This window comes from Anianabacter salinae (assembly GCF_019061145.1).
Taxonomy (GTDB): Bacteria; Pseudomonadota; Alphaproteobacteria; order Rhodobacterales; family Rhodobacteraceae; genus Anianibacter; species Anianibacter salinarum.
On sequence record NZ_JAHQZS010000002.1, the window covers coordinates 721,318 to 742,225 of the forward strand.

Genomic DNA, 20,908 nt, shown 5'->3' on the forward strand with positions numbered 1-20,908 from the left:
ACGGTTTCCAAGCCCTTCCGCACGGATCAGTAGCGGCGGCGCAGCGGCGCGCGGATCTTGCGGCGCGACCATTTCGTGCGCATCTGCGTTGCCGTCACGGTTTCCGGCAGCAACTCGCCCTCTCCCTCGACCTCGAACGATACCGAATAGGCCCGGTGCGCCGCGACGATGCCGCGCGACGAGGCGGCGGTGGCGATCACGCAGATGTCCACACAGTCGATGTCGCCGGGATCGACAACCGGGTCGAGCGACTGGTTGGCCCGGTCCAGAACCTCGCGGAAGCTGCCGATGTCCCTGAAGTCGCCGGAATTGAGCGGCCCCTGGTTGGTGGCCTCGGCCGGGGTGCGGAAATCCTCGGCGCGCTGCTCGCTGCGGTCGGTGATGAAGGTCTTGTGCTCGCTTCCGTCCGTCAGGTTCAGCGTCACCAGAAGGTCCAGCACATAGATCGGCTCGAACCCCAGGTTCGACACGAAACAGCGCGAGTTCAGCCCGACCCCGGCGCCGCGATTGATCAGGATCATCGTGCGGCGCTGGCGCCCGAAACTGCGCACCAGAAGCTGCAGGTAGGTCACCCACACAGCCGTCATCACAAGGCTGGAGCCCAGTTGCAGCGTCGCCGAATGGTCGCTGATCCACTCGAACATGGGGAAACCTCCTCGATCCGGAGGCTCAATGCCCTGTGCCGCGCGGCGGTTCCCCTCAGCGCCGGGGCAGCAGCGCCGCTAGCGACAGGGCCATGACCTTGGAGCTGTCCACCATGTCGTCGATGCCGACCCATTCGTCGGGCTGGTGCGCCAGGTCGAGGATGCCGGGGCCATAGGCGATGCAGTTCTTCAGCCGTCCGATCCGGTCGATATGCTTCTGGTCGTAGGTGCCGGGCGAGACGACGTAGTCCGGCCCGTGGCCCAGCACCCGGCCGATGGCATCAGCCACCGTCCGAACGATGGGCGCATCCCGGTCGGTCATCGACGGGATAACCTCGAACAGATCGCGGATCTCGTAGCTGAAACCTGCGCGCGTGTCCGCCAGCCCGTCGAGAATCGCGGCGACCTCGGCCTTCACTTCGGCCAGGTCTTCCTCGATCAGGTAGCGGCGGTCGATGATGATGCGGCAGCGGTCGGCGACACAAGGCGCGGGCAGGCCGTCGTATCCGTCCTCGGGTTCCCTCTCGCCGCCATGCACGGAATTGATGTTGAGTGTCGATTGACGCGCGCCCTCGGGCACCACCGGCATCTCGGTGCGTTTCAGCGCAAGACGGGGATACAGCACCTCCTCGATCTGGTGCAGCACCGCGCCCATGTGGCGGATCGCGCTGTCGCCGAGAAACGGCATCGAGCCATGCGCGATACGCCCGTGCGTCTCGATCTCGGCCCACCAGACGCCGCGATGGCCAAGGCATATGCGGTCCTTGTTCAGGGGTTCGGGGATGATGACGTGCTGCACGCGGGCGGGATCGAAATAGCCGTGCTCTGCCAGATGCGCGACACCGCCATAGCCGCCCGATTCCTCGTCCGCCGTGCCGCTGATCTCGATGGCGCCGCAAAAATCCGGGCAGACGGCAAGGAAGGCTTCCGCCGCAACGATGCTGGCGGCCAACCCGCCCTTCATGTCGCAGGCGCCGCGCCCGTAGACGCGGCCGTCCTTCGCCTCGCCGCCAAAGGGATCGACCGTCCAGCCATGCCCGACCTCGACCACGTCCGTATGGCTGTTGAAATGCACGCACTCGCCCGGCGCCGATCCCTCGCGCCGCGCCACCACGTTCCAGCGCGGATAGCGGTCGCTGTCGCCGGGGCTGCCGGCGGCGCGGACATACTCGATGGCGAATCCCGACCGCGCCAGACGCTCGCCCAGAAACTCGCAGATTTCGCGATATCCCTTGCCCGGCGGATTGAGCGTGGGAAAGCGGATCAGGTCTTGCGTCAGGCGCACCAGATCATCCCGGCGGGCGTCGATCTCGGCGGTCAGAAGGGTGTCGAGGGCGGAAGGCTCGGTCATGGACCCGAGCGTAGGGGCACGCCCCCGCCCCCGCAATCGCATCTTGATCAGGATCAAAGCGATGCGCGCCGTCTTTCTTTAGGGTCCGTCCAACACGAGGAGGATCAGATGCGCCTGACCACGCGAACCAACCTTGCGATGCGGACCCTGATGACCGCCGCGATGAACCCCGGGCGGCTGGTGCGAAAGACCGATGTCGCCCGCGTGTGCAACGTGTCCGAAAACCACCTGGCCATCGTCATCCAGCAGCTTGCCCGCAGCGGCCTTCTGTCCACGGTGCGCGGGCGTCGGGGCGGGTTCACGCTTGGCGCGCCGCCCGAAGAAATCCGCGTGGGCGCGGTGTTTCGCCAATTCGAAAGCGATGCGCCCTTTGCCGAATGCTTCGGCGACGCCAATTCCTGCCCGCTGGCCGGGTGCTGCATGCTGCGCGAGGCACTGTCGGACGCGCTGGATGCGTTCTACGCCCGCCTTCAGACGATCACGCTGGCCGACCTGATCGTCGACAACGCAGAGCTTGAATCGCTCTTGTGTCTTGCCGCGCGCAAGGGCGCCGCGCCCGTCTGCACCGGGGTTCCCGCCTGAGACGTCCCGAAGCCTGACACCTTCGTGACCGCGCAGCGTCCGCGCTTTCAAGGCGACGATGCAGCCTGTAACGTCTTCGCGACCATGATGATCCTGCGCCGCCGACCCGGCCCACCGGCCCCCGGGTGCAGGACCACCGCCGACAAGGAGGGCACCGCGTGTTTCCACTCGACCGGATGATGACCGCTTTCGTGAAAACGGGGCAACTGACCATCGTGGACGCGGACGGCAAGCCGCATGTCTTTGCGGGGTCCGGCACGACCTCCAACGACGGCGAGACGGTCAAGCCGGTGACGATCCGGCTGCACGACCGCAAGCTCTATCGCCAACTGGTCCTGAACCCCGAACTGCACGCGGGCGAGGCGTATATGGACGGGCGCATCACGATGGAGGACGGATCGACGATCCGCGATTTCCTCACGCTGTTCTCGGCGAATCGGTATTCGCTGGGCAAGATCAAGCTGCAAAAGGCGTTCTACGCCGTCAAGTTCCTGACGCGAAAGCTTCAACAGTCGAACCGCAAGGGCGAGGCGCAGCGCAACGTCGCGCATCACTACGATCTGGGCAACGCGTTCTACAAGCTCTTCCTTGATGCCAACATGCTGTATTCCTGCGCCTATTTCCGTGACCCGGGCGAAACGCTGGAACAGGCGCAACGCAACAAGCTGCGGCTTCTGGCCGCCAAGCTGGACCTGCGGCCGGGCATGAAGGTGCTCGACATCGGTTGCGGCTGGGGCGACCTCGCGCTCTATCTCGCGCAGCTTGAGGACGTGAACGTCACGGGCGTGACGCTCAGCACCGAACAGCAGGCCCACGCCAGCAAACGGGCGCAGGACATGGGGCTTGCCGACCGGGTGCGGTTCGAGCTGAAGGACTACCGCGACCTCGATGAACACTTCGACCGCATCGTTTCAGTGGGCATGTTCGAACACGTAGGCGTGCACCACTACGAAGAATTCTTCCAGAAGATCAACGCGCTGATGCCCGATGACGGGGTCGCGGTGATTCATTCCATCGGCCACATGAGCCCCCCCGGCACCGCCAGCCCGTGGTATCGCAAGTACATCTTCCCCGGTGCCTATTCCCCGGCCCTGTCCGAGGTGTTCGAGGTCACGGAACGCAACAACCTGTGGTGCACCGACCTTGAGGTCCTGCGCCTGCACTATGCGCTGACGCTGCGCCATTGGTGCGACCGGTTCGAGGCCAACCGCGAGACGGTCGTCGAAATGTACGACGAACGCTTCGCGCGGATGTGGGAATTCTACCTGATCAGCGCCGAATTGATGTTCCGCACCGGCAGCCAGATGGTGTTCCACATGCAGTTGTCCCGCAAGCGCGACGGTGCCCCGATCGTGCGCGACTACGTCACCGACAAGCAGCGCGAGTATATCGAGCGCGAAAAGTGTATCGACCTGGTGGTGTGATCCGCGCGCGTCAGCTCAGCGCTTTCCGGGCGGCCAGCTTTTCCAGCACCGCTCCGGCAATGCGGGACGCGGCGCCGCCCTGCCCCATGGCCGCGCGAACCTCGGCCCGCTTGGCTTCACGGTCGCCCGCCATCAACGCCTTGAGTTCGGCCGCGATCTCGCCTTGCGTGATCCGCCCGGCCAGTTCAGGCACGACGCGCCGTCCGGCCCGGCGGCTGGGAATCGCCAGCATCGGAAACCGCTTCACGAATTGCAGCGCCAGACGTTCCTTGATCGGGCGGCCGATCAGCGGGATGCGCCCGATATGCCCCGCCAGCCCCGGCAAAGGCGCGTCGGCGGCATTGTAGGTCGGCAGGACCACCACCATTGGCAGGCCGTTGGCGGCCATCTCGCCGGTGTTGGTGCCCGGCAGCGACACCGCGAAATCCGCGCGCGCCATCGCCTCGGCACTGGTCAGCACCTCGATCCGCGTGCCCGCCTCGGTCTCAAGCTGGCCCGCGTCACCCGGCACAAGGCGCACCGCGCTCGCGCGCCATTCAAGCGCCGGATCGGGTGGCGGCAGGTCGTGCAGGAACCCGTCCGAGATGAAGTCCGACCGCGCCATGACCCAGCGCAGCGACGGGTCGGCGGCGCTCATCTCGTCGGCCAGCCGGGCAAGGAAGGGCATGAACAGGCGGAACATGTATTCGCGCGATCCCGGGAACAGCGCGATGGTGGTCACACCGGCGTCGCGCGCAGCCGTCACGCGGCGCATGTCGGACGCATCGACCATCAATTCGCCCACGACTTCAGACCGCCGCGCGATCTCGGTGTCGGGCACGGGATAAAGCCCCGAATAGAACACCCTGTCGAAGAACCCGCGCCACTGCGGCACCGCCTCGGAATAGGCGTCGATCCGCGCGCCGAGGCGTTTGGCGATCAGGAGCGACAGCACGACCTCGCCGCCCAGATGCAGCACCCGCGTCGGCGCGGCGGGATCAAAGCCTTCGGGGCGGCGGTTGCGCAGGATGATGCCATAGCTTTCCTTCACCGAGCAGACGGCATCCACCGTGTCGAACCCCGCCAGAACCTCGGTCTCTGCCCCGCTCGAGAACACGCAAGGCAGCAGGCACACGCCGATCCAAAGGTCGGGCTGCGCCTGTTTCAGCGCGTGGGCGACGGGATAGAGCCAGGCGGAAATCTCGCCAGGGCCGTTCACGGTGATGACAAGCTGCGGGCGCAAGGTCACATTCCCTTAACATCGCGCAGCCAGAGCGCGAACTTGCGGAACTCGGGGATCGTTGCGCCCGCGACGTGATTCACCATCGGCCTGTCGTCGCCCAGCACGACCTTGAAAAGGTCGGTCGAGCGGAAATCCCATTCCTCGATCACGGCGTCCTGCTGCTCGCTGAAGCGCTGGTAGATGCCGGTGCCCTCGGGCTCGGTGATGAAGCCGTGGATTCCGGTGATCCCCCGCGCCTCCAGCCGGTCGAGGTAGTCGAGCAGCATCGTCGTGTAATACCTTCCGCCCGCCCCCTTGCGGGTGATGTTGCAATGATACGTCGCGGGAAATAGGGCGAAATCCACGCGCGGCGCTTCCTTGCCGCCGTTCAGCACCAGGTGCCGCAGGTATCGCATCGTCTGAGGCCGCTTGTAGCGCCCGCGCAGCCAGCGCCACAGCGCCGTCAGCACGATTCTCGGCACGATGCGCCGCATCGCGCGCAGGTGGGCCGCATGGTCCGGCGCGCCAAAGAAATAGCCGATGACCTCGCCGTCCTTCTCGACCACCCGGATCTCCTCGGGCGTCTGGTCGGTGTAGTAGAGCGTGCCGAAATCAGCGAACAGCTCTTCATCCTCGAACAGCTTTGCGGCGCCCATGTTGCGGAACGCCGTCTTGCAGCAGATGGCGCGCACGGCGGCGCGGTCCTCGGGGCGGTAGGGCCGGATGATCGCGTCTGCTGCGGCGGCGCGGGCGGGTCTAGCGGCCATAGCTCTGCCCTCCCCAGCCGACACGCGCCCCGCGCGCAAGGCTCCACAGCACGGCGACGCCAAGCACATACACAAGCGGCTCGTGGAGCGGGATGAACAGCATCAGGCGCGGGTCTTTCCTGTCTTTGACCGCGAAAAGCAGCAGCGCCATCCCCGCGACATACCGCAGGCCGGCCAGCCACCACAGCGGGGCAAGGACGAGGGACATAAGGACGAGAACCAGCAGCGACAATGTCCAGACGCTCAACACCGCAGCCAGGGTCGAGGCGGGTCCGGAAGATATCCGCAACGTCCGGCGCACCAGCGCGCCCGCCGACGGCACCGGGCGCACGTCGATCCGGCTGCCCGGCCCAGCATAGCCGATATCCGCGCCCGCCGCGTGCACCGCGTTGCCGAACGCCAGATCCTCGGTCAAGGCAAAGCCAAGGGCCTCGAACCCGCCGACGCGTGTGTACCAGTCGCGCCGGAAGGCGAAGTTGCCGAACAGGATGCCCCCGGCCGCGCCCATGCCGTTCACCGCCCGCGAGATCAGGTGATATTGCGCGGCGTCCAGCGTCTGCCAAAGCGCAAGCGGCCCCTTCAGCGGTGCAAAGCCGATGGGGCCAGCGACCGCGTCATGGCCGCCCTGCAGGATCGGCGCGACCATCCGCGCGGCCCAGTCCGGCGGGATGTCGCTGTCGGCATCCACGGTCAGCACGATCTCGCCGCGCGCCTTGCGGAACGCCAGATCAAGCGCCTGTTGCCGCGTCGTCAGGGGCGATCCGGCGTCGGGCGCGCTGCGGAACAGGCTTAACCGCGTGCTGCCAGCGGCCTCTGCCTCGGCGATGGTGCCGTCGGTCGAACGGTCGTCGACCATGACGATCTCGGCCTCGCCCGGCAGCCCCGTCTGCGCGTCGAGCGCAAGGATCGTGGCGCGGATCGCGGCGGCCTCGTTGTGGGTCGTGACCACGAAGGACAGAAGCGGTGCGGTCATGCGGCGTCCAGCCTCGACAGGATGTCCTGCGCGATCCGGGCCGAAGCTCCAGGCGGACCCATACGCTCGCGCCCCGCGCGCGCCATCGCCTCGCACCGCGCCGCATCGCCCAGAAGCGTCTGCATCGCCTTTGCCATGGCGTCCGCTTCGCGCGGAACGCTCAGCGCGGCCTCGCCGAAATAGCGCGACTTCATCCGCCAGAACGCTTCGCCCTGGTTGCCGCGCCCCGGCAGGTTCACCAGCGGCAGGCCCAGGCCCACCGCCTGCTCGTTCGCGGTGCCTGCCATTCCGGCCGCGATCTTGCAGGACGCCAGCACATCGGCGAAGCGGCCCTTGACGATCCGCGCCTTGGCGCCGCTGTCGTGGATCATCCGCCGCCCATCGGGCGACGCGCCGTCCACGTCGCGCCAGCCACCCGGCAAGGCGATGGCCTGCGCGTCCAGCGCCGCAGCCGCAGCGAACAGGAACCGAAGCGTCTGGGGACGGTCATGCCGCGCCGCCAGCGCACCGGCCCCGGCCAGCAGATCGCTCGCGTTCAGCGCGGCGTCGCGGCGCGATCCGGCCAGCATGGCGATCCCGGTCTCGTTCGCATCGGTCAGACGCGCCGCAGGCTCCAGCCCGTCCATCATCGGGTTGCCCGCGTCGGTCGCGTCGATCCCGTGGGCGCGCAGCCCTTCGGCGGTCAGAGCATCGCGCGGGAACACCGCGACGGCGCTTTGACGCATGAGCCAGCGGTCCAGCCGGTCATGGTCGGTTGCGGGGCCGTAATAGGCGGATTTGGCGCAAGAGACATAGACCATCGGCGTTGCGGCGGCCTTTGCCGCGAACAGCGGCACCACGTCGCCAACGCCGAGCATCAGATCATAACGGCCGCGCAGCCGCCGCGCGTGGATCAACTGCCGGGCGTAGGTGCCGATGAACCCGGCCCGCAGGTCGCGCAGGAAGGCGCGCAGGCTGACGGTTCCAAACCCTTCGGACGGCAGCGTGTTGGTCGGCCCCTCTACCGGTATGCCCCGGTCGAGATAGGTCTGCCCGAAACCGACCATCGGCCATGCGGTGATGTCGAGGCCGGGGCGCAAGCCCTGCAACGCGTCGATGATCCGGCAGGCGATGCCGTCCTCGCCATAGCCGTTCGAGGCCACCAGAAGCCGCCCGGTCATTGCGCGTCCCAGCGGGCCAGCGTGCTCTCCAGCGACAGGAATTCCCATCCCGCCGCGTCCAGGGCCGCAAGGCAGGCGGCCAGTTGCGCGCGGGTCGCAGAATGGAGCAGGTCATGCGGATGGATTACTAGCCGAAACGGCGCCTCGGACGCCAGAAGCCGCGCAATCGCGCGCCTGCGCCGCGTCATCGCCAGCGCGATGGGCAGGCTGCGCTCGCCCTCGTCGAAATTGAGCGTCGGCAGCGGAACATCGGGCGCGCCGAACCGGGTGATCCGCGTGCGCGACAGTGTGCCAGCGAAGCCAAGCGCCTTCAGGGCAGCCAGCGTGCCCGCACTTTCCTGCCAGCGCGGGGCGCAGAACCAGTCGGGGCGCGCGCCGAACGTCGTCTCGAACGCCGCAATCCCCTTGGTCAGCCGGTCATGTGCTTCAGTCTCGGACAGGGAACGGAACTCGGACCGGTTGTCATGGCCATAGACCAGCCAGTCGATCCAGGACGGCCCCAGCGAATGCGTCAGCCCGTGCAGCACGCGTGCGCCGCCCAAGGCGCCGATCTTCGCGGCAAAGCCCTGCGCGTCGGCGATCGGGGCACGTCCCTGCCAGTCCGGCACGATGCTGAGCGCGATCAGGCCTTGCGCGCGCTTCGGAAACATCGCCGCCAGATCCTCGGGCGTGGGCGTCATGCCGGGGTAGATATCATGCACCTCCGGCAGCACCAGCTTGCGCCAGCCGCCCCGCGCTCTGGCGGTCGTGATCGTCGGCTGGGACTGCATGGCGGTCATCGGGGTTCCGGCAAGGATCGAACGCCGCTTCGATAGAGCATCAAGCGGGGCGTGGCAAACCGGCTAAAGCGGCTGGTGCATCGCCTGCGCCCGCTTGCCGAACGGGCTGCGCAAAATGCGGTTGCCGCCCCGCTTGAGCCAGATCAGGACCGCCGACGTTACGGCTGCAATGCACGGCACCACGGACACCGCCGTCACCGGCCCGATCACGCCCCGGATCGCCAGCGCCTCCAGCACGGTGGACACGGTATAGACCGCAAACGCCGCCAGCAGCACGAGGCCCGCGTCGTATTTCCAGCCGCCGCGCTGGAGGGGGCGGATCACGATGGACCCCGACAGGTAGCCCAGGCTTCCCAGAAGCGCGGGCAACGCGATCAGCCAGGCCAGCCGGAACTGCGGCTCGTAGACTTGCGCGCCGACGATCCGCGACAACCGGATCCGGTCGGGCAACTCGTAGATCCCGATCTGGTCGCGGGTGTCGATGCGCCGGTCAAGCGCGCGCTCTTCAAAGTTGATCTGGAACCCCTCGGGCGGCGGCAGGTCTTCAAGCCCGGGCGCGCGGTACAATTCGACCGCGTCCTCAAGCTGCCAGGTATCCGTGCCGACGCGCACTGCCCGCTCGGCCTCGAGCGTGCGTTGCAGCACATGGACGCCGTCGACCGCATAATAGGTCACGCCGTCCAGCACCGCCGCAGAGTCCACCACATCGTCGATGAGGACATAGATCGCTCCGCCGTCCTCGCGGATGTAGACTTCGCGCGGGTTCTTGCGCAGCGACACCGCACCGCCGCCGGTCAGCGTGCGGATCGCCTGTTCCGACAGGTTGTGCCCGGCCACGGCCAGCGGATTGAACACCAGCGCCGCGAAAAGACCGATCGCCGCCGCCGACAGGATCGTCGGCAGGATAAGCTGCGTCGGCGCAAACCCGTTCTGCATCAGCACCGCGACCTCAAGACGGCGGCAGGCCATCGCTATGGTCAGCGCCGCCGACACAAGGATCGTGTGCGGCAGGATCGCCTGCAGCAGCAACGGCGTGCGCAGCACCGAGATCATCAGCGTCTGCGCGAAGCCCCAGCCCTCGATCTGGCTTTGGTATTGCGAGTAGTTCGAGAATTGCGACAGCAGCACGATCACGAACAGGCAGCCAAGCACCAGAAACGCCAGTCGCGTGTGCTGCCCGAACAGGTAGCGCCAGATCAGCCGTCCCCTCATGCCGCGCTCCGCCTGCTGCGCCGTGCCTGCGTCGCGTGGCGCAGGCCCGCGATCAGGAACACGATCGCCCCGAGGACCGGCAACAGGTAGGCGGCGGCGATGAAGGCGGCGCTGCCGGGCGCGCCGCCGATCACCGTCAGGCCGACCGCCTTGAAGGCAAAGCCGATCAGCACAGCCACCGGCAGCCTCCAGCGCATCGAGCCGCGCGAGAACCGGCTTCGCATCATCAGGAAGGCGCATATGCCGAAGAACAGCACCGGATACAGCCATTCGCTGGTCCGGCGCACCAGTTCCTTGACCAGCGTCGGCGGCGCCAGCCCCGTGGTTCCGGGGTTCAGCACGCCCTGCACCAAGGTCGAGGTCAGGGTTTGCCGCACCGAATAGGATGCCCCGCCCGTCCGCCCGAACATCTCGTCCGGGTCTGCCACGAAGCGGCCAAAGCGGATCTTGTTGGCATCGCGGGCGCCCGAGGCGCGGATCTGGATCGACCCGTTCTCAAGCCTCAGAAGCGTGCGCTCGTCTTCTTCGACAAACACGCCGCGTTCGGCGACATAGGTGGTTTCCTCGTTCGGGTTGCGCCGGTCGAGGATGAAGATGCCGTTGATATTGCCCTCGGGCGTAACGCCGCCGCCGCGCACGAACAGGCTGGGCATCACCTGTTGCAGCGTGCCGTCGCCCGCAATGATCTTGAGCGCGTCAAAGGTCAGTTCGTTGAACGTGGTCTGCAACGCGCGTTCGCTGCGCGGCTCGATGAACAGGCTCAGCGTCACGACCGCCGCCGACACGATCAGCGCCAGAAGGCCGGCGGGCACCAGAAGCAGCCGGGGCGGCGCGCCCGCCCCTGTCAGCACGATGCTTTCGCGGTCATCGTCGACCTGGTCGAACACGTTGATGCAGGCGATCAGGAACGCCAGCGGAAGCACCGTGACGGTGATCGTCGGCAGGAAATAAACGTAGATCTGGGCCGCCACCCAGATCGAGGACGATGCGTCGATCATACGGAACAGCTGGTTGAGAACCTGCGTCGTGGTCACGATGACACCAACGAAGGCGAAGACCAGAACGGTCTGCACCGCGATCTTGCGGAAAACGAGGCGCTGGATCAGGGTCATATGCGGTCCGGTCCGGGTTGATCCCGTCTATCGCAGGAGCCGGGGCAGTGCCAAGTCGCATGGCGTCACGGTTTGCGGCGCCCGTCCCGCGACATCCTGCCAAGGCATCTTGTGGCGGCGACCTGCCGCCCCCCCATATCTGGGTAAAAACTCCTTGTGCGACAATATTCACCGCTTGTAGGGTTTTCCTGCAGGAGCGGTTTCGCTAAGTCGCGCGGCAGACAGACAGCTCCGCTGAAAGGCGCAATACCATGGCAGACCCGATCCGACTCGACGAGCGCCTGACGCTGAAGGCGGGCGTGATCGGCTGCGGCGACTGGGGCAAGAACCATATCCGGACCCTCAAATCGCTAGGCGTGCTGGCCGCCGTCGCCGATGCCAACCCCGAGCGTGCGGCTGCCTTCGCGGCGGAATTCGGTGTCGCGGGCCTGACCCCCGAGGAGATGATCGCCTCACCGGACATTCAGGCCGTCGTTCTTGCCCTGCCCGCCGACCGCCATGTCGAGACCGCTCTCAAGGTGATGGACGCGGGCAAGCATGTGCTGGTCGAAAAGCCGATGGCGCTGGAAATCGACGGCGCCGAGGCCATCGTGGCCACCGCCGAACGCACCGGCGTCGTGGCGATGACGGGCCATGTATTGCGCTTTCACCCCGCCTTTGAAGCCCTGGAAAAGACGGTGGAAAGCGGCGCGCTGGGCCGAGTGAAGTACGTCTATTCGACGCGCATCGGGCTGGGTAAGTTCTTTTCGCAGACGGATGCGCTGTGGGATATCGCGCCGCATGATCTGTCGCTGCTGTTCGCAATCACCAAGGAATTGCCCGAGACGACGCATCTTGAAGGTGTCGCCATGATTACCGACGCGCCCGATTTCGCGCACCTGCACATGGCGTTTCCGTCCGGCGCGCGGTCGCACACCTTCATCTCGCGGCTGGCGCCGCACCGCGACCGCAAGTTCACCGTGATCGGCGACAAGGCGATGGCGGTGTTCGACGACCTGCAGGACCCGGGCAAGAAGCTGGCGATCTACAATCACCGCATCTGGCAGGAAGGCGAGGCGATCAAGTTCGAATCGGCTGAAGCCGAGTATGTCGAGACGTCCGAAAAGCTGCCGCTGACGTCCGAGCTGGAACATTTCCTGCACTGTGCCCAGCACGGGCTGGTTCCCAAGGCCAGCGTGCGGGAAGGGCTCGACGTGCTGCGCGTGCTGGCCGGGGTCGCGCCGCAGCGCGAGCGTCTTGCACCCTCGATCCGGTCCTTCGTGCAGGCCGGCGAATAGGCGCGCACCGCCGCGCCCCCGACCACTGGTGAAGCGCGCCGAAGGCGGATAGACAGCCTTGAGGCAGCAATTTTTCGACAGGTGTCGCAAGTGACAATCAAGATGCTGGATATCGAGCGTCAGCGCGCGGCGATGGAGCCGGGACTGACCGAATCCGTTCTGGCCGTGCTCGACCACGGGCGTTTCATCAACGGCCCCGAAGTCGCCGAACTGGAAGAGCAGCTGCGCGAGTATGTCGGCGTCGAGCATGTCATCGCCTGTGCCAACGGCACCGACGCGCTGCAGATCCTGATGCGCACCATCGGCGCGGGCGCCGGGGATGCCGTCTTTGTGCCCTCGCTCACATACTATGCCACCGCCGAGGCGGTGTCGCTGATCGGCGCCACGCCCGTCTTCGTGGACGTCGATCTTGAAACGGGGTGCATGTCGCCCGCCAGCCTGACCGCCGCCGTCGACGAGATCGTCGCCGAGGGCAAGCTGACGCCGCGCGCCGTCGCGCCGGTCGATCTGTTCTCGATCCCCGCCGACTACACCGCCCTGCGCGCCATTGCGGACAAGCACGGCATGAAGGTGCTGATCGACGCCGCGCAAAGCTTCGGCACCGAGACGCCTTCGGGCCGCGCGGGCCGCTTCGGGGATGCGGCAGGCACCAGCTTTTACCCGTCGAAGTCGCTGGGCGGCTACGGCGATGGCGGCGCGATGTTCACCAATGACCCCGAAATCGCAAAGGCGGCGCGGGCGATGGCGAACCACGGCGTCTATGCCGGGCAGCACCACTATATCGGCACCAATTCACGGCTCGATTCGCTGCAGGCGGCGATCCTGCTGTGCAAGCTGGCGGTGTTCGATGATGAGTTGGTCAAGCGCCGGTCCATCGCAGAGCGCTATGCCGCAGGCATGGACGGGCATGTGGCGGTGCCAGTGGCCCCCGAAGGCGTTGCGCCGTGCTGGGCCTACTACGTTATCCGCTCCGCCAACCGCGACGCGCTGGCGAGCCATCTTGAACTCAACGGCGTGCCGTCGGTTCCGTATTACAAGCAGGCGGTGCACGCGCAGCCCGCCTATGACGGCGCGCGGATCGCTCCGGGCGGATTGCCGAACACCGACATCTTCTCGGCGGAACTGCTGTGCCTGCCCTCGCATCCCTACATGACCGACGACGAGGTCGCGCAGGTGATCGAGGCGGTGCGCAGCTTCAACGGCTGATGTCAGGGCTCGCGGCCAGCTTCATCGTGCCCACCCACCAGCGGGCCGAGGTGCTGGACATCTCGATCCCGCTGTTTCTTTTGCAGGACTGTGACGCCGCGTTCGAGGTGATCGTGATCTCGGACGGGCCCGACGCGGACACCGATGCCGTCATGTCGTGCCACGAGGGCCCAAGCGTGCGCTACGAGGCGCTGCCCGAGAACCGCGGCCCCGGCGCGGCGCGCAACCGCGCGCTCGAGATGGCACGGGGCGAGATCATCGTCTTCGTCGACGATGACAGCCTGATCAAGCCCGACTACCTGTCCCTGCACCTCGCCCACCACGCAGCCGATCCCAAGGCGGTCGTGACTGGCCCGATCATCGACGTCGCGGCCCCGCCCGACATGACCGACCCGCCCGCCGTGAAACGCCATCACCGGCACCTCAACCCGTTTCCGGGTGGCAACTCGTCGATCGCGCGGGCGCATCTCGATGCCGTCGGCGGCTTTGACGAGGCTTTCCGTGTCTATGGCTGGGAAGACCCAGAGCTCTGGGCCCGCCTGTCGGTGCTGGGTCTGAAGCCCCGTTTCGAGCCGCGCGCGCCGATCTACCACTTCAAGCCGCAGGGCCGCGAGACGACATTTGCCTACAAGGTCCGCCGCGAGCGGATGCGCGGCGCGAACGGCGGGCTGTTCTATCGCAAGCATCCAGGCTTTGGCGTAGGGCTGCAGACCAAGCAGCTTGGCCTGTTCCGTGCGCTAGCGGGCGGGCTGGGCGCGGTTCTGGGGCTGCCCGACAAGGCGCGCCGCGCCGAGGCGGGGGAGTATGAACCCAAGAGCGGGTTGATGCGCGCGCTGGTGCTGCTGCACACCGAGATCACGGCGGGGCGCAGAGACTGACCAAGGCTGGGGGGCTCTGCCCCCCAGACCCCCCGGAGGTATTTGTAGACCAAAGATGGGAAGAGGGCCGCGAGGGTCCTCAGGGGCGGGCGATACCAAGCTCGCGCAACCCGTCGGTGATGCCGGGCATGTGGACCGGCAGGCCGTAGCTCGCCGGGTTAACGGCGCCTGCGTGGCTTTGGTCCGGGTGGCGGGCGCAGTAGGCGTCCCATTCGGCAAGCTGGATCGGCAGGATGCGCGCCAGCGCAGGCACCCAGCTTTGGCGCAGACGCAGCACCGGCAGCGCGCGGCGGCCCATCGCGCCGCAATAGGCGGCCACCATGGCGCGCACCGTTTTGGCAGGGTTGCCTAGAACCAGCCGCTCGGTCCCTGGCGTCGCGGGACGTTCGGCCAGATGCCGGGTGACGCGGGCGATGTCGGCGGCGTGGATGACGTGGAACAGGCCATCGGCGGACAGGAAGCGCAAGAGCCCCGTCCAGCGCTTCGCCTCGGCCAGAAGATTGGCGAAATGCGACCAGCGGATCGCGGGGTCCGCATCGCGCCCACCGAAGACGAGCGTCGGGTAGAGGCCGGTGATCCGGGCCTTTGCAGCGCGGGTTTCGATCGCCTGAACAAGCTGGAACTTGGCGCGGATGTAGTCGGTGCCGATCTCGCCCGCCTCCGCGAGCATGCCGCCCTTGCCGTCAAGAACGCTGGCCGTGCCGAAGAACATCACATGCCCGCAGCCCGCCGCGATCAGCGCATCCGCGAGGGCGAGGTTGGCATCGACGGTGACCTTGTAGGTGTCCTCGCCGCCCCAGGCGGTGGCGACGAGAATGCCGACATCGACACCGTCCATGTGCGGGGTCATGCGGTCAAGGTCGCGCAGGTCGCCCTCGATCAGCGTGACCCGGCCCGCATGTTCGGGCGCGACCGGCATCTTGCCCGCATCGCGCACCAGAAGCACCAGATCGTGCGCGGTCTCTGTCAGGAATTCCTCGACCAGATAGCGCCCGACGCAGCCGGACGCGCCGGTGATGAAGATCCGCATGGGTTCAGTCGTCCTGGCCGGGGTTCGATTTGTCGCCCGGACCACGGTTGCCGGTGCGAGACGCCTTGCGCAGGAACGCGACCTCGCGCTGCCAGTCGCGCACCGGGCGCGCGGGGCGCCCGCCCCAGGTCTCGCCATCGGGGATGTCGCGGATCACGCCGGTGCCCGCAGCCAACCGCACGCCGCGTCCGATGGTGACATGCTCGGACGCGCCGGACTTGCCGCCCATCATCGTGCCGTCGCCGACCGTGACGCTGCCAGACAGGCCGATCTGCGCCGCGAGGACGCAGTGACGGCCGATGCGGCAGTTGTGGCCAATCTGGACCTGGTTGTCGATCTTGGTGCCGTCGCCGATCACCGTGTCGTCGCCAGCCCCCCGGTCGATCGTGGTCAGTGCGCCGATGTCGACGTCGTCGCCGATCAGGACGCGGCCGATCTGCGGCATCGCGGTCAGCCCGGCGGGCCCCGGCACGTAGCCAAACCCGTCCTGGCCGATGGCGGCATTCGGCAGGATCGTGATACGCGCGCCGACAAGCGCATGGCTGATCGAGACGCCCGCCCCGATCCGCGCGCCAGCACCGATCCTGACGGCAGGGCCTATGACCACGTTGGCGGCAAGGATGCTGCCCTCGCCGATCTCGGCCTCGGCGCCGATCACGCAGCCCGGGCCGATCTCGACCCCGGTGCCGATCCGCGCTGCCGGATCGACGACGGCGGTGGCGGCGATCCCGGGACGCGGGCGCGGCGCGGGGTAGAGCCGCGCGGCAAGGCCCGCATAGGCGGCCTGCGGCGCCTCGTGGATCAGCAGGTTGCACGCCCCGGCATAACCGCTGGCGATGCTTTCGGTCACAAGGCAGGCGCCCGCGCGGGTGCCGTCCAGCATGGCGTAGTTCTTGCGCCCGGTCAGGAACCCGATCTCGGTCTCATTGGCGCGGTTCAGCGGCGCGCAGCCGGTGATCATCAGCGCGGGGTCCGCGCCGGTGACAAGCTGCGCCCCGGTCAGCACCGCGATATCGGACAGCGACAGCGGCGCAGGCACGGGAAAGAACCGCGGGTCGGCCATACCGTCAGCGTGCGCCCAGCACGGCGCGGTTGGCATCCGCGCGGATGAAATCGACGATCATCATCACCTGGGGCGAATGCGCATAGCGTTCCGCCACGCGCTCTACCCGCGCCTTGAAGCTGTCGTCCTCGTCGGTGAACAGATCGCGATAGGCCGAGCGGATGTCGTTGATCGTCTGGCGATTGAAGCCCGACCGCTTGAGACCCACAAGGTTCAGCCCGCCCAGCTTGGCACGGTTTCCCAGCGCAGAGCCGAAGGGGATCACGTCGATGTTGACCGCAGCGGCGCCGCCGACGAAGGCATGGCTGCCGATCCGGCAGAACTGGTGGATGCCCGCAAGGCCGCCGATGAAGACGTGATCGCCGACGACGACATGCCCGCCGAGCGTGGCGTTGGACGCGACGATCACATGCTCACCGAGGATGCAGTCATGTGCGACGTGGCTTGCGGCCATGACGTAGGAATGGTTGCCGATCACCGTCTTGCCGCCGCCCAGCGGCGTGCCGCGGTGGATCGAGGCCTGTTCGCGAACGATGACGTTCTCGCCGATAATCAGTTCGGTCGGCTCGCCCTGATAGCGCAGGTGCTGCGGCGCCGCGCCCAGCATGGTGAAGGGAAAGACGACCGAGTCCTTGCCGATGGTGGTGTGGCCGTCCAGCACGACGTGGCTTTTCAGTTCCACCCGGTCGGCGAGCTTCACGTTCGCCCCGACCACGCAGAAGGGCCCGACGAACACCCCCGCACCGATCTCGGCGCCGTCTTCGACAATGGCGGTGGGGTGGATGACCGCCTGTGCGGCTGTCTCGGTCACGGACATTCGGGATACTCGGGCTCGGTCGGTCGTTGCGGGTCCTGTCGCTCGAAAAGGCCTCCGGTGGCCTGTGAAGGGATCGAGCGCGGTCTCCGGTCGGACGCACGGTGTGTGCTGGTTTCACTTCTGGTTCAAAGGCGGACATAAAGCGTCGAGGCTTGCGGGTGCAACCAGAATCTCCCGCTACGCTGCGGCGAAAGCCGCGTCCTGCGGGCGTTCAGCGCCCGAAATGATCGGTTCCGGCCCACTGGACCTGTCCTGCGGTCAAGGCGAAACTGCGTGGATCGCTTTGGCGCTTTGGCCAATGCCCGCCGAAATACCGTGCCACCAGCGCCTGCCGCAGTGCGGCATAGGCAGGCTGCCCGGAATGCGCCCGCACCACGCCGCCGCCCGCGCCAAAGGCGCGCCGGTCAAGCACCGCGTCATGCGGGTTCAGGGGGGCCGGGAACAGCGGCACGAGGTTGACGTATTCGCGTTTGGCCATCCAGTCGTCGTAGGTGGCGATATGCGGCGGCAATCCGCCATCCTCGACCCAGCTGTCCAGCACCAGCGTGACCGGTCGCTGCGTCCCGACAAGGACCGGCGCGAAATGGTCGGTCAACTCATAGACATCGTTGATCCGGCGCAGCGCGGCGCCAAGCGCGCCGCCGTGGCGGGTCTGCGGTCGGCGCTGCGCGAATTGCGCGGGTGCCTTCAGCCGGAACCGGGTCAGAAGACCGTCCGCAAGGATCACCTGGCGCAGGAACCCCTCCTGGATCGCGGCCTCGTCGGTGCAGACCGTGCCTCCGACGATGCCCTGCGTATTGCCCGCGAAATCGCCCCGGTCGCGGTCGAGCATCTCGAAGTTCAGCTCGAACCGAAAGCTGGCCAGCCGCAGCGCCTGCACCTCGAACGCCTCTCGGTCGGACAGTCCCAGCGGCCAGCGGCGCCCGGCGAACTCGGCGCGGAAGCGGGCAAAGGCGGTGTCCGAGAACAGGCCCCGGATGCGCTGCAGTTCGGACGCCGGCAAGGGCGCGAAGAAGAGGTCGGGCTGCTTGTTGCCCCACTTGATCGTGACGCAGCGGCCCACCCCGTCCCGCGCCGCGCGAAGGGCATAGGCAGCGCGGGCCATCGCGGCCACATCGGCAAAGCGGTAGCCTTCGTTTGCGGCAAATCCCTTGTCCTGCATCAGCCGTTCAAGCCGCCGGTAGACGCGTTCCGCCTCGATCGACGAGGCGCCGGACCAGTGCAGCGGCAGGCTGTTGCGCAGGTGCAGCACGGGCGGGCGGTGCAAAGCGGCGTCCGCATAGGCGCGCAGCGACAGGCGGGTGACGATGGGCGGGCGCTCGGATCGGCCGCGCAGGCCCGGATAGCCGTCCTCGGTCAGGTGCAAGAGCGCGCAGGCGGGAAACGCATCGGCCAGATCGGCCACCGTCAGGCGCGCGGCATGTCCGGGAGCGGCGGCGTATATCAGCGCCAGCGCGGCCAGACCCCATAGCCTCGATCGTAGGTTCGCCATCACTCCTGCCCCCGCACACCTCGCGGACTGAAGAAGCAATACAACCAGTTGCCCCGCCCGCACAGCCCCGCCCGCCATCTTGTGAAGCACCTGTTGCGCCGCTAGCGTCCGGGGCACGCGCCAGCCTGAAAGGACGCCTGCCTTGCCCGATACCCCGCCCTCCGATCTGGCCGAACGCCTTGCCGCCTTGCGCCGCGCCATGACGCAGCACGGCGTCGATGCGCTCATCGTGCCGCGCGCGGACGAATACCAGAACGAATACGTCCCGCCGTCGGACGAGAGGGTGCGGTTCCTGTCGGGCTTTACCGGCAGCGCGGCCACCTGCGCGATCACCCAAGACAGCGCGGCGCTGTTCACCGACGGGCGCTACACCATTCAGGCCAAGCGGCAGCTGGACCTGTCGGTCTGGACACTGCGCCATTCCGTGACCGAGCCGCTGGCAGACTGGCTGACGGGCACCCTGCCCGCCGAGGCGCGCGTCGGCTTCGTGCCCGCCCTGCACCGCGCGGCGGACATTGCCGAGTTGTGGCGCAAGCTGGATGCGGCAGGGCTCGCGCTGGTGGCTCTGGAGGCGAACCCCGTCGATGCGATCTGGCCGGATCGCCCGGCCCAGCCGAATGCGCCCGCACGGCCGCACCCCGAGGCGCTGGCGGGCGAGACGGTGACGGACAAGCTGGCCCGCGTCGGCGCGGCGCTGCGCAAGGACCGTGCGGACGCGCTTCTGACCTCGGCGCCCGATGCGCTGTGCTGGCTGTTCAATCTGCGCGGCGACGATGTCGGCATGACACCGCTGGTGTTCGGCCGCGCGGTGACGCGGTCCGACGGGACAGCGACGCTGCTGCTGGCGGACGGCAAGCTGGCGCCAGAGGACCGGGCGGCGCTGGAACGGCAAGGGGTGACGATCCTGCCGCCGGACGCCCTCCCGCAGACGCTGTGCGGCCTGCACGGCAAGACGGTGCGTCTGGACAAGACCACCGCCACGGTCGCGCTGGAACGGCTGGTCGAGGGCGCGGGCGCGCAGCCGGACATCGGCAGTGATCCGGTGATGCTGATGAAGGCCTGCAAGAACGCGGCCGAACTGGACGGGATGCGCGCCGCGCACCTGCGGGACGGCGCGGCGCTGACCCGGTTCCTGCACTGGCTGCGCACAGCCGCACCCGGCGATCTTACCGAATGGGAGGCCGCAGAGAAACTGGCGCGCTTCCGGCAGGCCCTGCCCGAATACCGCTCTCTCAGCTTTCCGACGATCTCGGCCACCGCCGCCAATGCCGCCGAGGCGCATTACCAGATGACCGAGGCGACCGCCGCACCCCTGCGGGACGGCGATCTCTACCTCGTCGACAGCGGCGCGCAATACGCGGACGGCACCACCGATGTGACCCGCACGACGATCCTTGGCACCCCCACCGACGAGATGCGCCGCCGCTATACGCAAGTCCTGCGCGGGCATGTCGCGCTCTGCCGTCAGCGGTTCCCCAAAGGCGTCACCGGCGCGCAGCTCGATCCCGTAGCGCGGCAGTTCCTGTGGGATGACGGCGTCGATTTCGACCACGGCACCGGCCACGGCGTCGGCGCTTGCCTTGGCGTCCACGAAGGGCCGCAGTCGATCAGCGCGCGCGGCACCGGCACCCCGCTGGAACCCGGGATGATCGTCTCGATCGAGCCGGGGTTCTACAAGGCGGGCGGTTTCGGCATCCGCATCGAGAACCTCGGCATCGTGCGCGAGGTGGACGCGCCGCCGCTGGCCGACCGCACGCTGCACGGCTTCGAGATGCTCACCCTTGCGCCCTATGACCGCCGCCTGATTGACACCGCGCTTCTGGCACAGGACGACATCGGCTGGGTCGACGCCTATCACGCCGAGGTCGCCGCGCGGCTGGCGCCGCTGCTGGACGGTGACGCGCTGGATTTCCTGCAAGCGGAAACCGCCCCGCTTTAAC

Annotated in this window: 19 protein-coding genes; 6 read left to right on the forward strand and 13 right to left on the reverse strand. The window is 67.5% G+C overall.

Annotation, left to right across the window (positions count from 1 at the left end):
- Positions 1-26 precede the first annotated feature (26 nt).
- Together KTJ87_RS08140 and KTJ87_RS08145 are read right to left on the reverse strand one after the other, a co-directional pair.
- Positions 27-644 carry a hypothetical protein gene (locus KTJ87_RS08140; protein WP_267138596.1) on the reverse strand — a complete coding sequence of 206 codons (618 nt, stop codon included), beginning with the start codon at positions 642-644 and terminating at the stop codon, positions 27-29.
- A gap of 55 nt (positions 645-699) precedes the next feature.
- Complete coding sequence (locus KTJ87_RS08145) at positions 700-1,995, reverse strand: acetylornithine deacetylase/succinyl-diaminopimelate desuccinylase family protein (RefSeq protein WP_267138597.1); 1,296 nt, start codon at positions 1,993-1,995, stop codon at positions 700-702.
- 108 nt (positions 1,996-2,103) lie between these two features.
- On the opposite strand from KTJ87_RS08145, the gene KTJ87_RS08150 reads away from it, so the two are divergent.
- Entirely contained in the window at positions 2,104-2,577 is a 474-nt protein-coding gene (locus KTJ87_RS08150; protein ID WP_267138598.1) for an RrF2 family transcriptional regulator, read from the forward strand.
- Between the two features lie 158 nt (positions 2,578-2,735).
- Complete coding sequence (locus tag KTJ87_RS08155; protein WP_267138599.1) at positions 2,736-4,001, forward strand: SAM-dependent methyltransferase; 1,266 nt, start codon at positions 2,736-2,738, stop codon at positions 3,999-4,001.
- A gap of 10 nt (positions 4,002-4,011) precedes the next feature.
- On the opposite strand, the gene KTJ87_RS08160 is transcribed toward KTJ87_RS08155, so the two are convergent.
- From KTJ87_RS08160 to KTJ87_RS08190, 7 genes are all read right to left on the reverse strand, one after another.
- Positions 4,012-5,223 carry a glycosyltransferase family protein gene (locus tag KTJ87_RS08160; RefSeq protein ID WP_267138600.1) on the reverse strand — a complete coding sequence of 404 codons (1,212 nt, stop codon included), beginning with the start codon at positions 5,221-5,223 and terminating at the stop codon, positions 4,012-4,014.
- A gap of 2 nt (positions 5,224-5,225) precedes the next feature.
- Positions 5,226-5,969, reverse strand: a complete 744-nt coding sequence (locus tag KTJ87_RS08165; protein ID WP_267138601.1) for a hypothetical protein — start codon at positions 5,967-5,969, stop codon at positions 5,226-5,228.
- On the reverse strand, positions 5,959-6,942 hold the full coding sequence (locus KTJ87_RS08170; RefSeq protein WP_267138602.1) for a glycosyltransferase: 984 nt from the start codon (positions 6,940-6,942) through the stop codon (positions 5,959-5,961). The genes KTJ87_RS08165 and KTJ87_RS08170 overlap by 11 nt, the downstream gene beginning before the upstream one ends.
- Positions 6,939-8,102, reverse strand: coding sequence for a lipid-A-disaccharide synthase-related protein (locus tag KTJ87_RS08175; RefSeq protein ID WP_267138603.1), 1,164 nt, complete (start codon positions 8,100-8,102; stop codon positions 6,939-6,941). The genes KTJ87_RS08170 and KTJ87_RS08175 overlap by 4 nt, the downstream gene beginning before the upstream one ends.
- Positions 8,099-8,881 carry a DUF2334 domain-containing protein gene (locus KTJ87_RS08180; protein WP_267138604.1) on the reverse strand — a complete coding sequence of 261 codons (783 nt, stop codon included), beginning with the start codon at positions 8,879-8,881 and terminating at the stop codon, positions 8,099-8,101. The genes KTJ87_RS08175 and KTJ87_RS08180 overlap by 4 nt, the downstream gene beginning before the upstream one ends.
- Before the next feature lie 63 nt (positions 8,882-8,944).
- On the reverse strand, positions 8,945-10,093 hold the full coding sequence (locus KTJ87_RS08185; RefSeq protein WP_267138605.1) for an LptF/LptG family permease: 1,149 nt from the start codon (positions 10,091-10,093) through the stop codon (positions 8,945-8,947).
- On the reverse strand, positions 10,090-11,205 hold the full coding sequence (locus tag KTJ87_RS08190) for an LptF/LptG family permease (RefSeq protein WP_267138606.1): 1,116 nt from the start codon (positions 11,203-11,205) through the stop codon (positions 10,090-10,092). The genes KTJ87_RS08185 and KTJ87_RS08190 overlap by 4 nt, the downstream gene beginning before the upstream one ends.
- Positions 11,206-11,456: 251 nt before the next feature.
- On the opposite strand from KTJ87_RS08190, the gene KTJ87_RS08195 reads away from it, so the two are divergent.
- The 3 genes from KTJ87_RS08195 to KTJ87_RS08205 all read left to right on the forward strand — a co-directional run bounded on the left by KTJ87_RS08195 (position 11,457) and on the right by KTJ87_RS08205 (position 14,566).
- Positions 11,457-12,482: a Gfo/Idh/MocA family protein gene (locus tag KTJ87_RS08195; protein WP_267138607.1), complete on the forward strand. Its 1,026-nt coding sequence runs from the start codon at positions 11,457-11,459 to the stop codon at positions 12,480-12,482.
- A 90-nt stretch (positions 12,483-12,572) separates the two neighbouring features.
- Positions 12,573-13,688: a DegT/DnrJ/EryC1/StrS family aminotransferase gene (locus KTJ87_RS08200; protein ID WP_267138608.1), complete on the forward strand. Its 1,116-nt coding sequence runs from the start codon at positions 12,573-12,575 to the stop codon at positions 13,686-13,688.
- The gene (locus KTJ87_RS08205) at positions 13,688-14,566 is read left to right on the forward strand and encodes a glycosyltransferase family 2 protein (protein ID WP_267138609.1); all 879 of its coding nucleotides are present in this window, start codon (positions 13,688-13,690) and stop codon (positions 14,564-14,566) included. The genes KTJ87_RS08200 and KTJ87_RS08205 overlap by 1 nt, the downstream gene beginning before the upstream one ends.
- A gap of 79 nt (positions 14,567-14,645) precedes the next feature.
- Here KTJ87_RS08205 and KTJ87_RS08210 read toward each other — a convergent pair whose 3' ends face one another.
- From KTJ87_RS08210 to KTJ87_RS08225, 4 genes are all read right to left on the reverse strand, one after another.
- On the reverse strand, positions 14,646-15,596 hold the full coding sequence (locus KTJ87_RS08210; protein WP_267138610.1) for an NAD-dependent epimerase/dehydratase family protein: 951 nt from the start codon (positions 15,594-15,596) through the stop codon (positions 14,646-14,648).
- A gap of 4 nt (positions 15,597-15,600) precedes the next feature.
- Positions 15,601-16,659, reverse strand: a complete 1,059-nt coding sequence (gene lpxD, locus KTJ87_RS08215) for a UDP-3-O-(3-hydroxymyristoyl)glucosamine N-acyltransferase (RefSeq protein ID WP_267138611.1) — start codon at positions 16,657-16,659, stop codon at positions 15,601-15,603.
- Between the two features lie 4 nt (positions 16,660-16,663).
- Positions 16,664-17,476: an acyl-ACP--UDP-N-acetylglucosamine O-acyltransferase gene (gene lpxA, locus KTJ87_RS08220; protein WP_267138612.1), complete on the reverse strand. Its 813-nt coding sequence runs from the start codon at positions 17,474-17,476 to the stop codon at positions 16,664-16,666.
- Positions 17,477-17,687: 211 nt separating this feature from the next.
- Positions 17,688-18,968 (reverse strand): hypothetical protein, encoded by a 1,281-nt coding sequence (locus KTJ87_RS08225; RefSeq protein WP_267138613.1) that lies wholly within the window; start codon positions 18,966-18,968, stop codon positions 17,688-17,690.
- Between the two features lie 142 nt (positions 18,969-19,110).
- Here KTJ87_RS08225 and KTJ87_RS08230 point away from each other — a divergent pair, with 142 nt between their 5' ends.
- Positions 19,111-20,907 (forward strand): aminopeptidase P family protein, encoded by a 1,797-nt coding sequence (locus tag KTJ87_RS08230; protein ID WP_267138614.1) that lies wholly within the window; start codon positions 19,111-19,113, stop codon positions 20,905-20,907.
- Position 20,908 lies beyond the last annotated feature (1 nt).

What these genes read in the sequence shown, in the direction of transcription:
- KTJ87_RS08140 (WP_267138596.1), bottom strand. Translation starts at nt 644, where the DNA reads ATGTTCGAGTGGATCAGCGACCATTCGGCGACGCTGCAACTGGGCTCC.
- KTJ87_RS08145 (WP_267138597.1), bottom strand. Translation starts at nt 1,995, where the DNA reads ATGACCGAGCCTTCCGCCCTCGACACCCTTCTGACCGCCGAGATCGAC.
- KTJ87_RS08150 (WP_267138598.1), top strand. Translation starts at nt 2,104, where the DNA reads ATGCGCCTGACCACGCGAACCAACCTTGCGATGCGGACCCTGATGACC.
- KTJ87_RS08165 (WP_267138601.1), bottom strand. Translation starts at nt 5,969, where the DNA reads ATGGCCGCTAGACCCGCCCGCGCCGCCGCAGCAGACGCGATCATCCGG.
- KTJ87_RS08170 (WP_267138602.1), bottom strand. Translation starts at nt 6,942, where the DNA reads ATGACCGCACCGCTTCTGTCCTTCGTGGTCACGACCCACAACGAGGCC.
- KTJ87_RS08175 (WP_267138603.1), bottom strand. Translation starts at nt 8,102, where the DNA reads ATGACCGGGCGGCTTCTGGTGGCCTCGAACGGCTATGGCGAGGACGGC.
- KTJ87_RS08180 (WP_267138604.1), bottom strand. Translation starts at nt 8,881, where the DNA reads ATGACCGCCATGCAGTCCCAGCCGACGATCACGACCGCCAGAGCGCGG.
- KTJ87_RS08185 (WP_267138605.1), bottom strand. Translation starts at nt 10,093, where the DNA reads ATGAGGGGACGGCTGATCTGGCGCTACCTGTTCGGGCAGCACACGCGA.
- KTJ87_RS08190 (WP_267138606.1), bottom strand. Translation starts at nt 11,205, where the DNA reads ATGACCCTGATCCAGCGCCTCGTTTTCCGCAAGATCGCGGTGCAGACC.
- KTJ87_RS08195 (WP_267138607.1), top strand. Translation starts at nt 11,457, where the DNA reads ATGGCAGACCCGATCCGACTCGACGAGCGCCTGACGCTGAAGGCGGGC.
- KTJ87_RS08205 (WP_267138609.1), top strand. Translation starts at nt 13,688, where the DNA reads ATGTCAGGGCTCGCGGCCAGCTTCATCGTGCCCACCCACCAGCGGGCC.
- KTJ87_RS08210 (WP_267138610.1), bottom strand. Translation starts at nt 15,596, where the DNA reads ATGCGGATCTTCATCACCGGCGCGTCCGGCTGCGTCGGGCGCTATCTG.
- lpxD (WP_267138611.1), bottom strand. Translation starts at nt 16,659, where the DNA reads ATGGCCGACCCGCGGTTCTTTCCCGTGCCTGCGCCGCTGTCGCTGTCC.
- lpxA (WP_267138612.1), bottom strand. Translation starts at nt 17,476, where the DNA reads ATGTCCGTGACCGAGACAGCCGCACAGGCGGTCATCCACCCCACCGCC.
- KTJ87_RS08225 (WP_267138613.1), bottom strand. Translation starts at nt 18,968, where the DNA reads ATGGCGAACCTACGATCGAGGCTATGGGGTCTGGCCGCGCTGGCGCTG.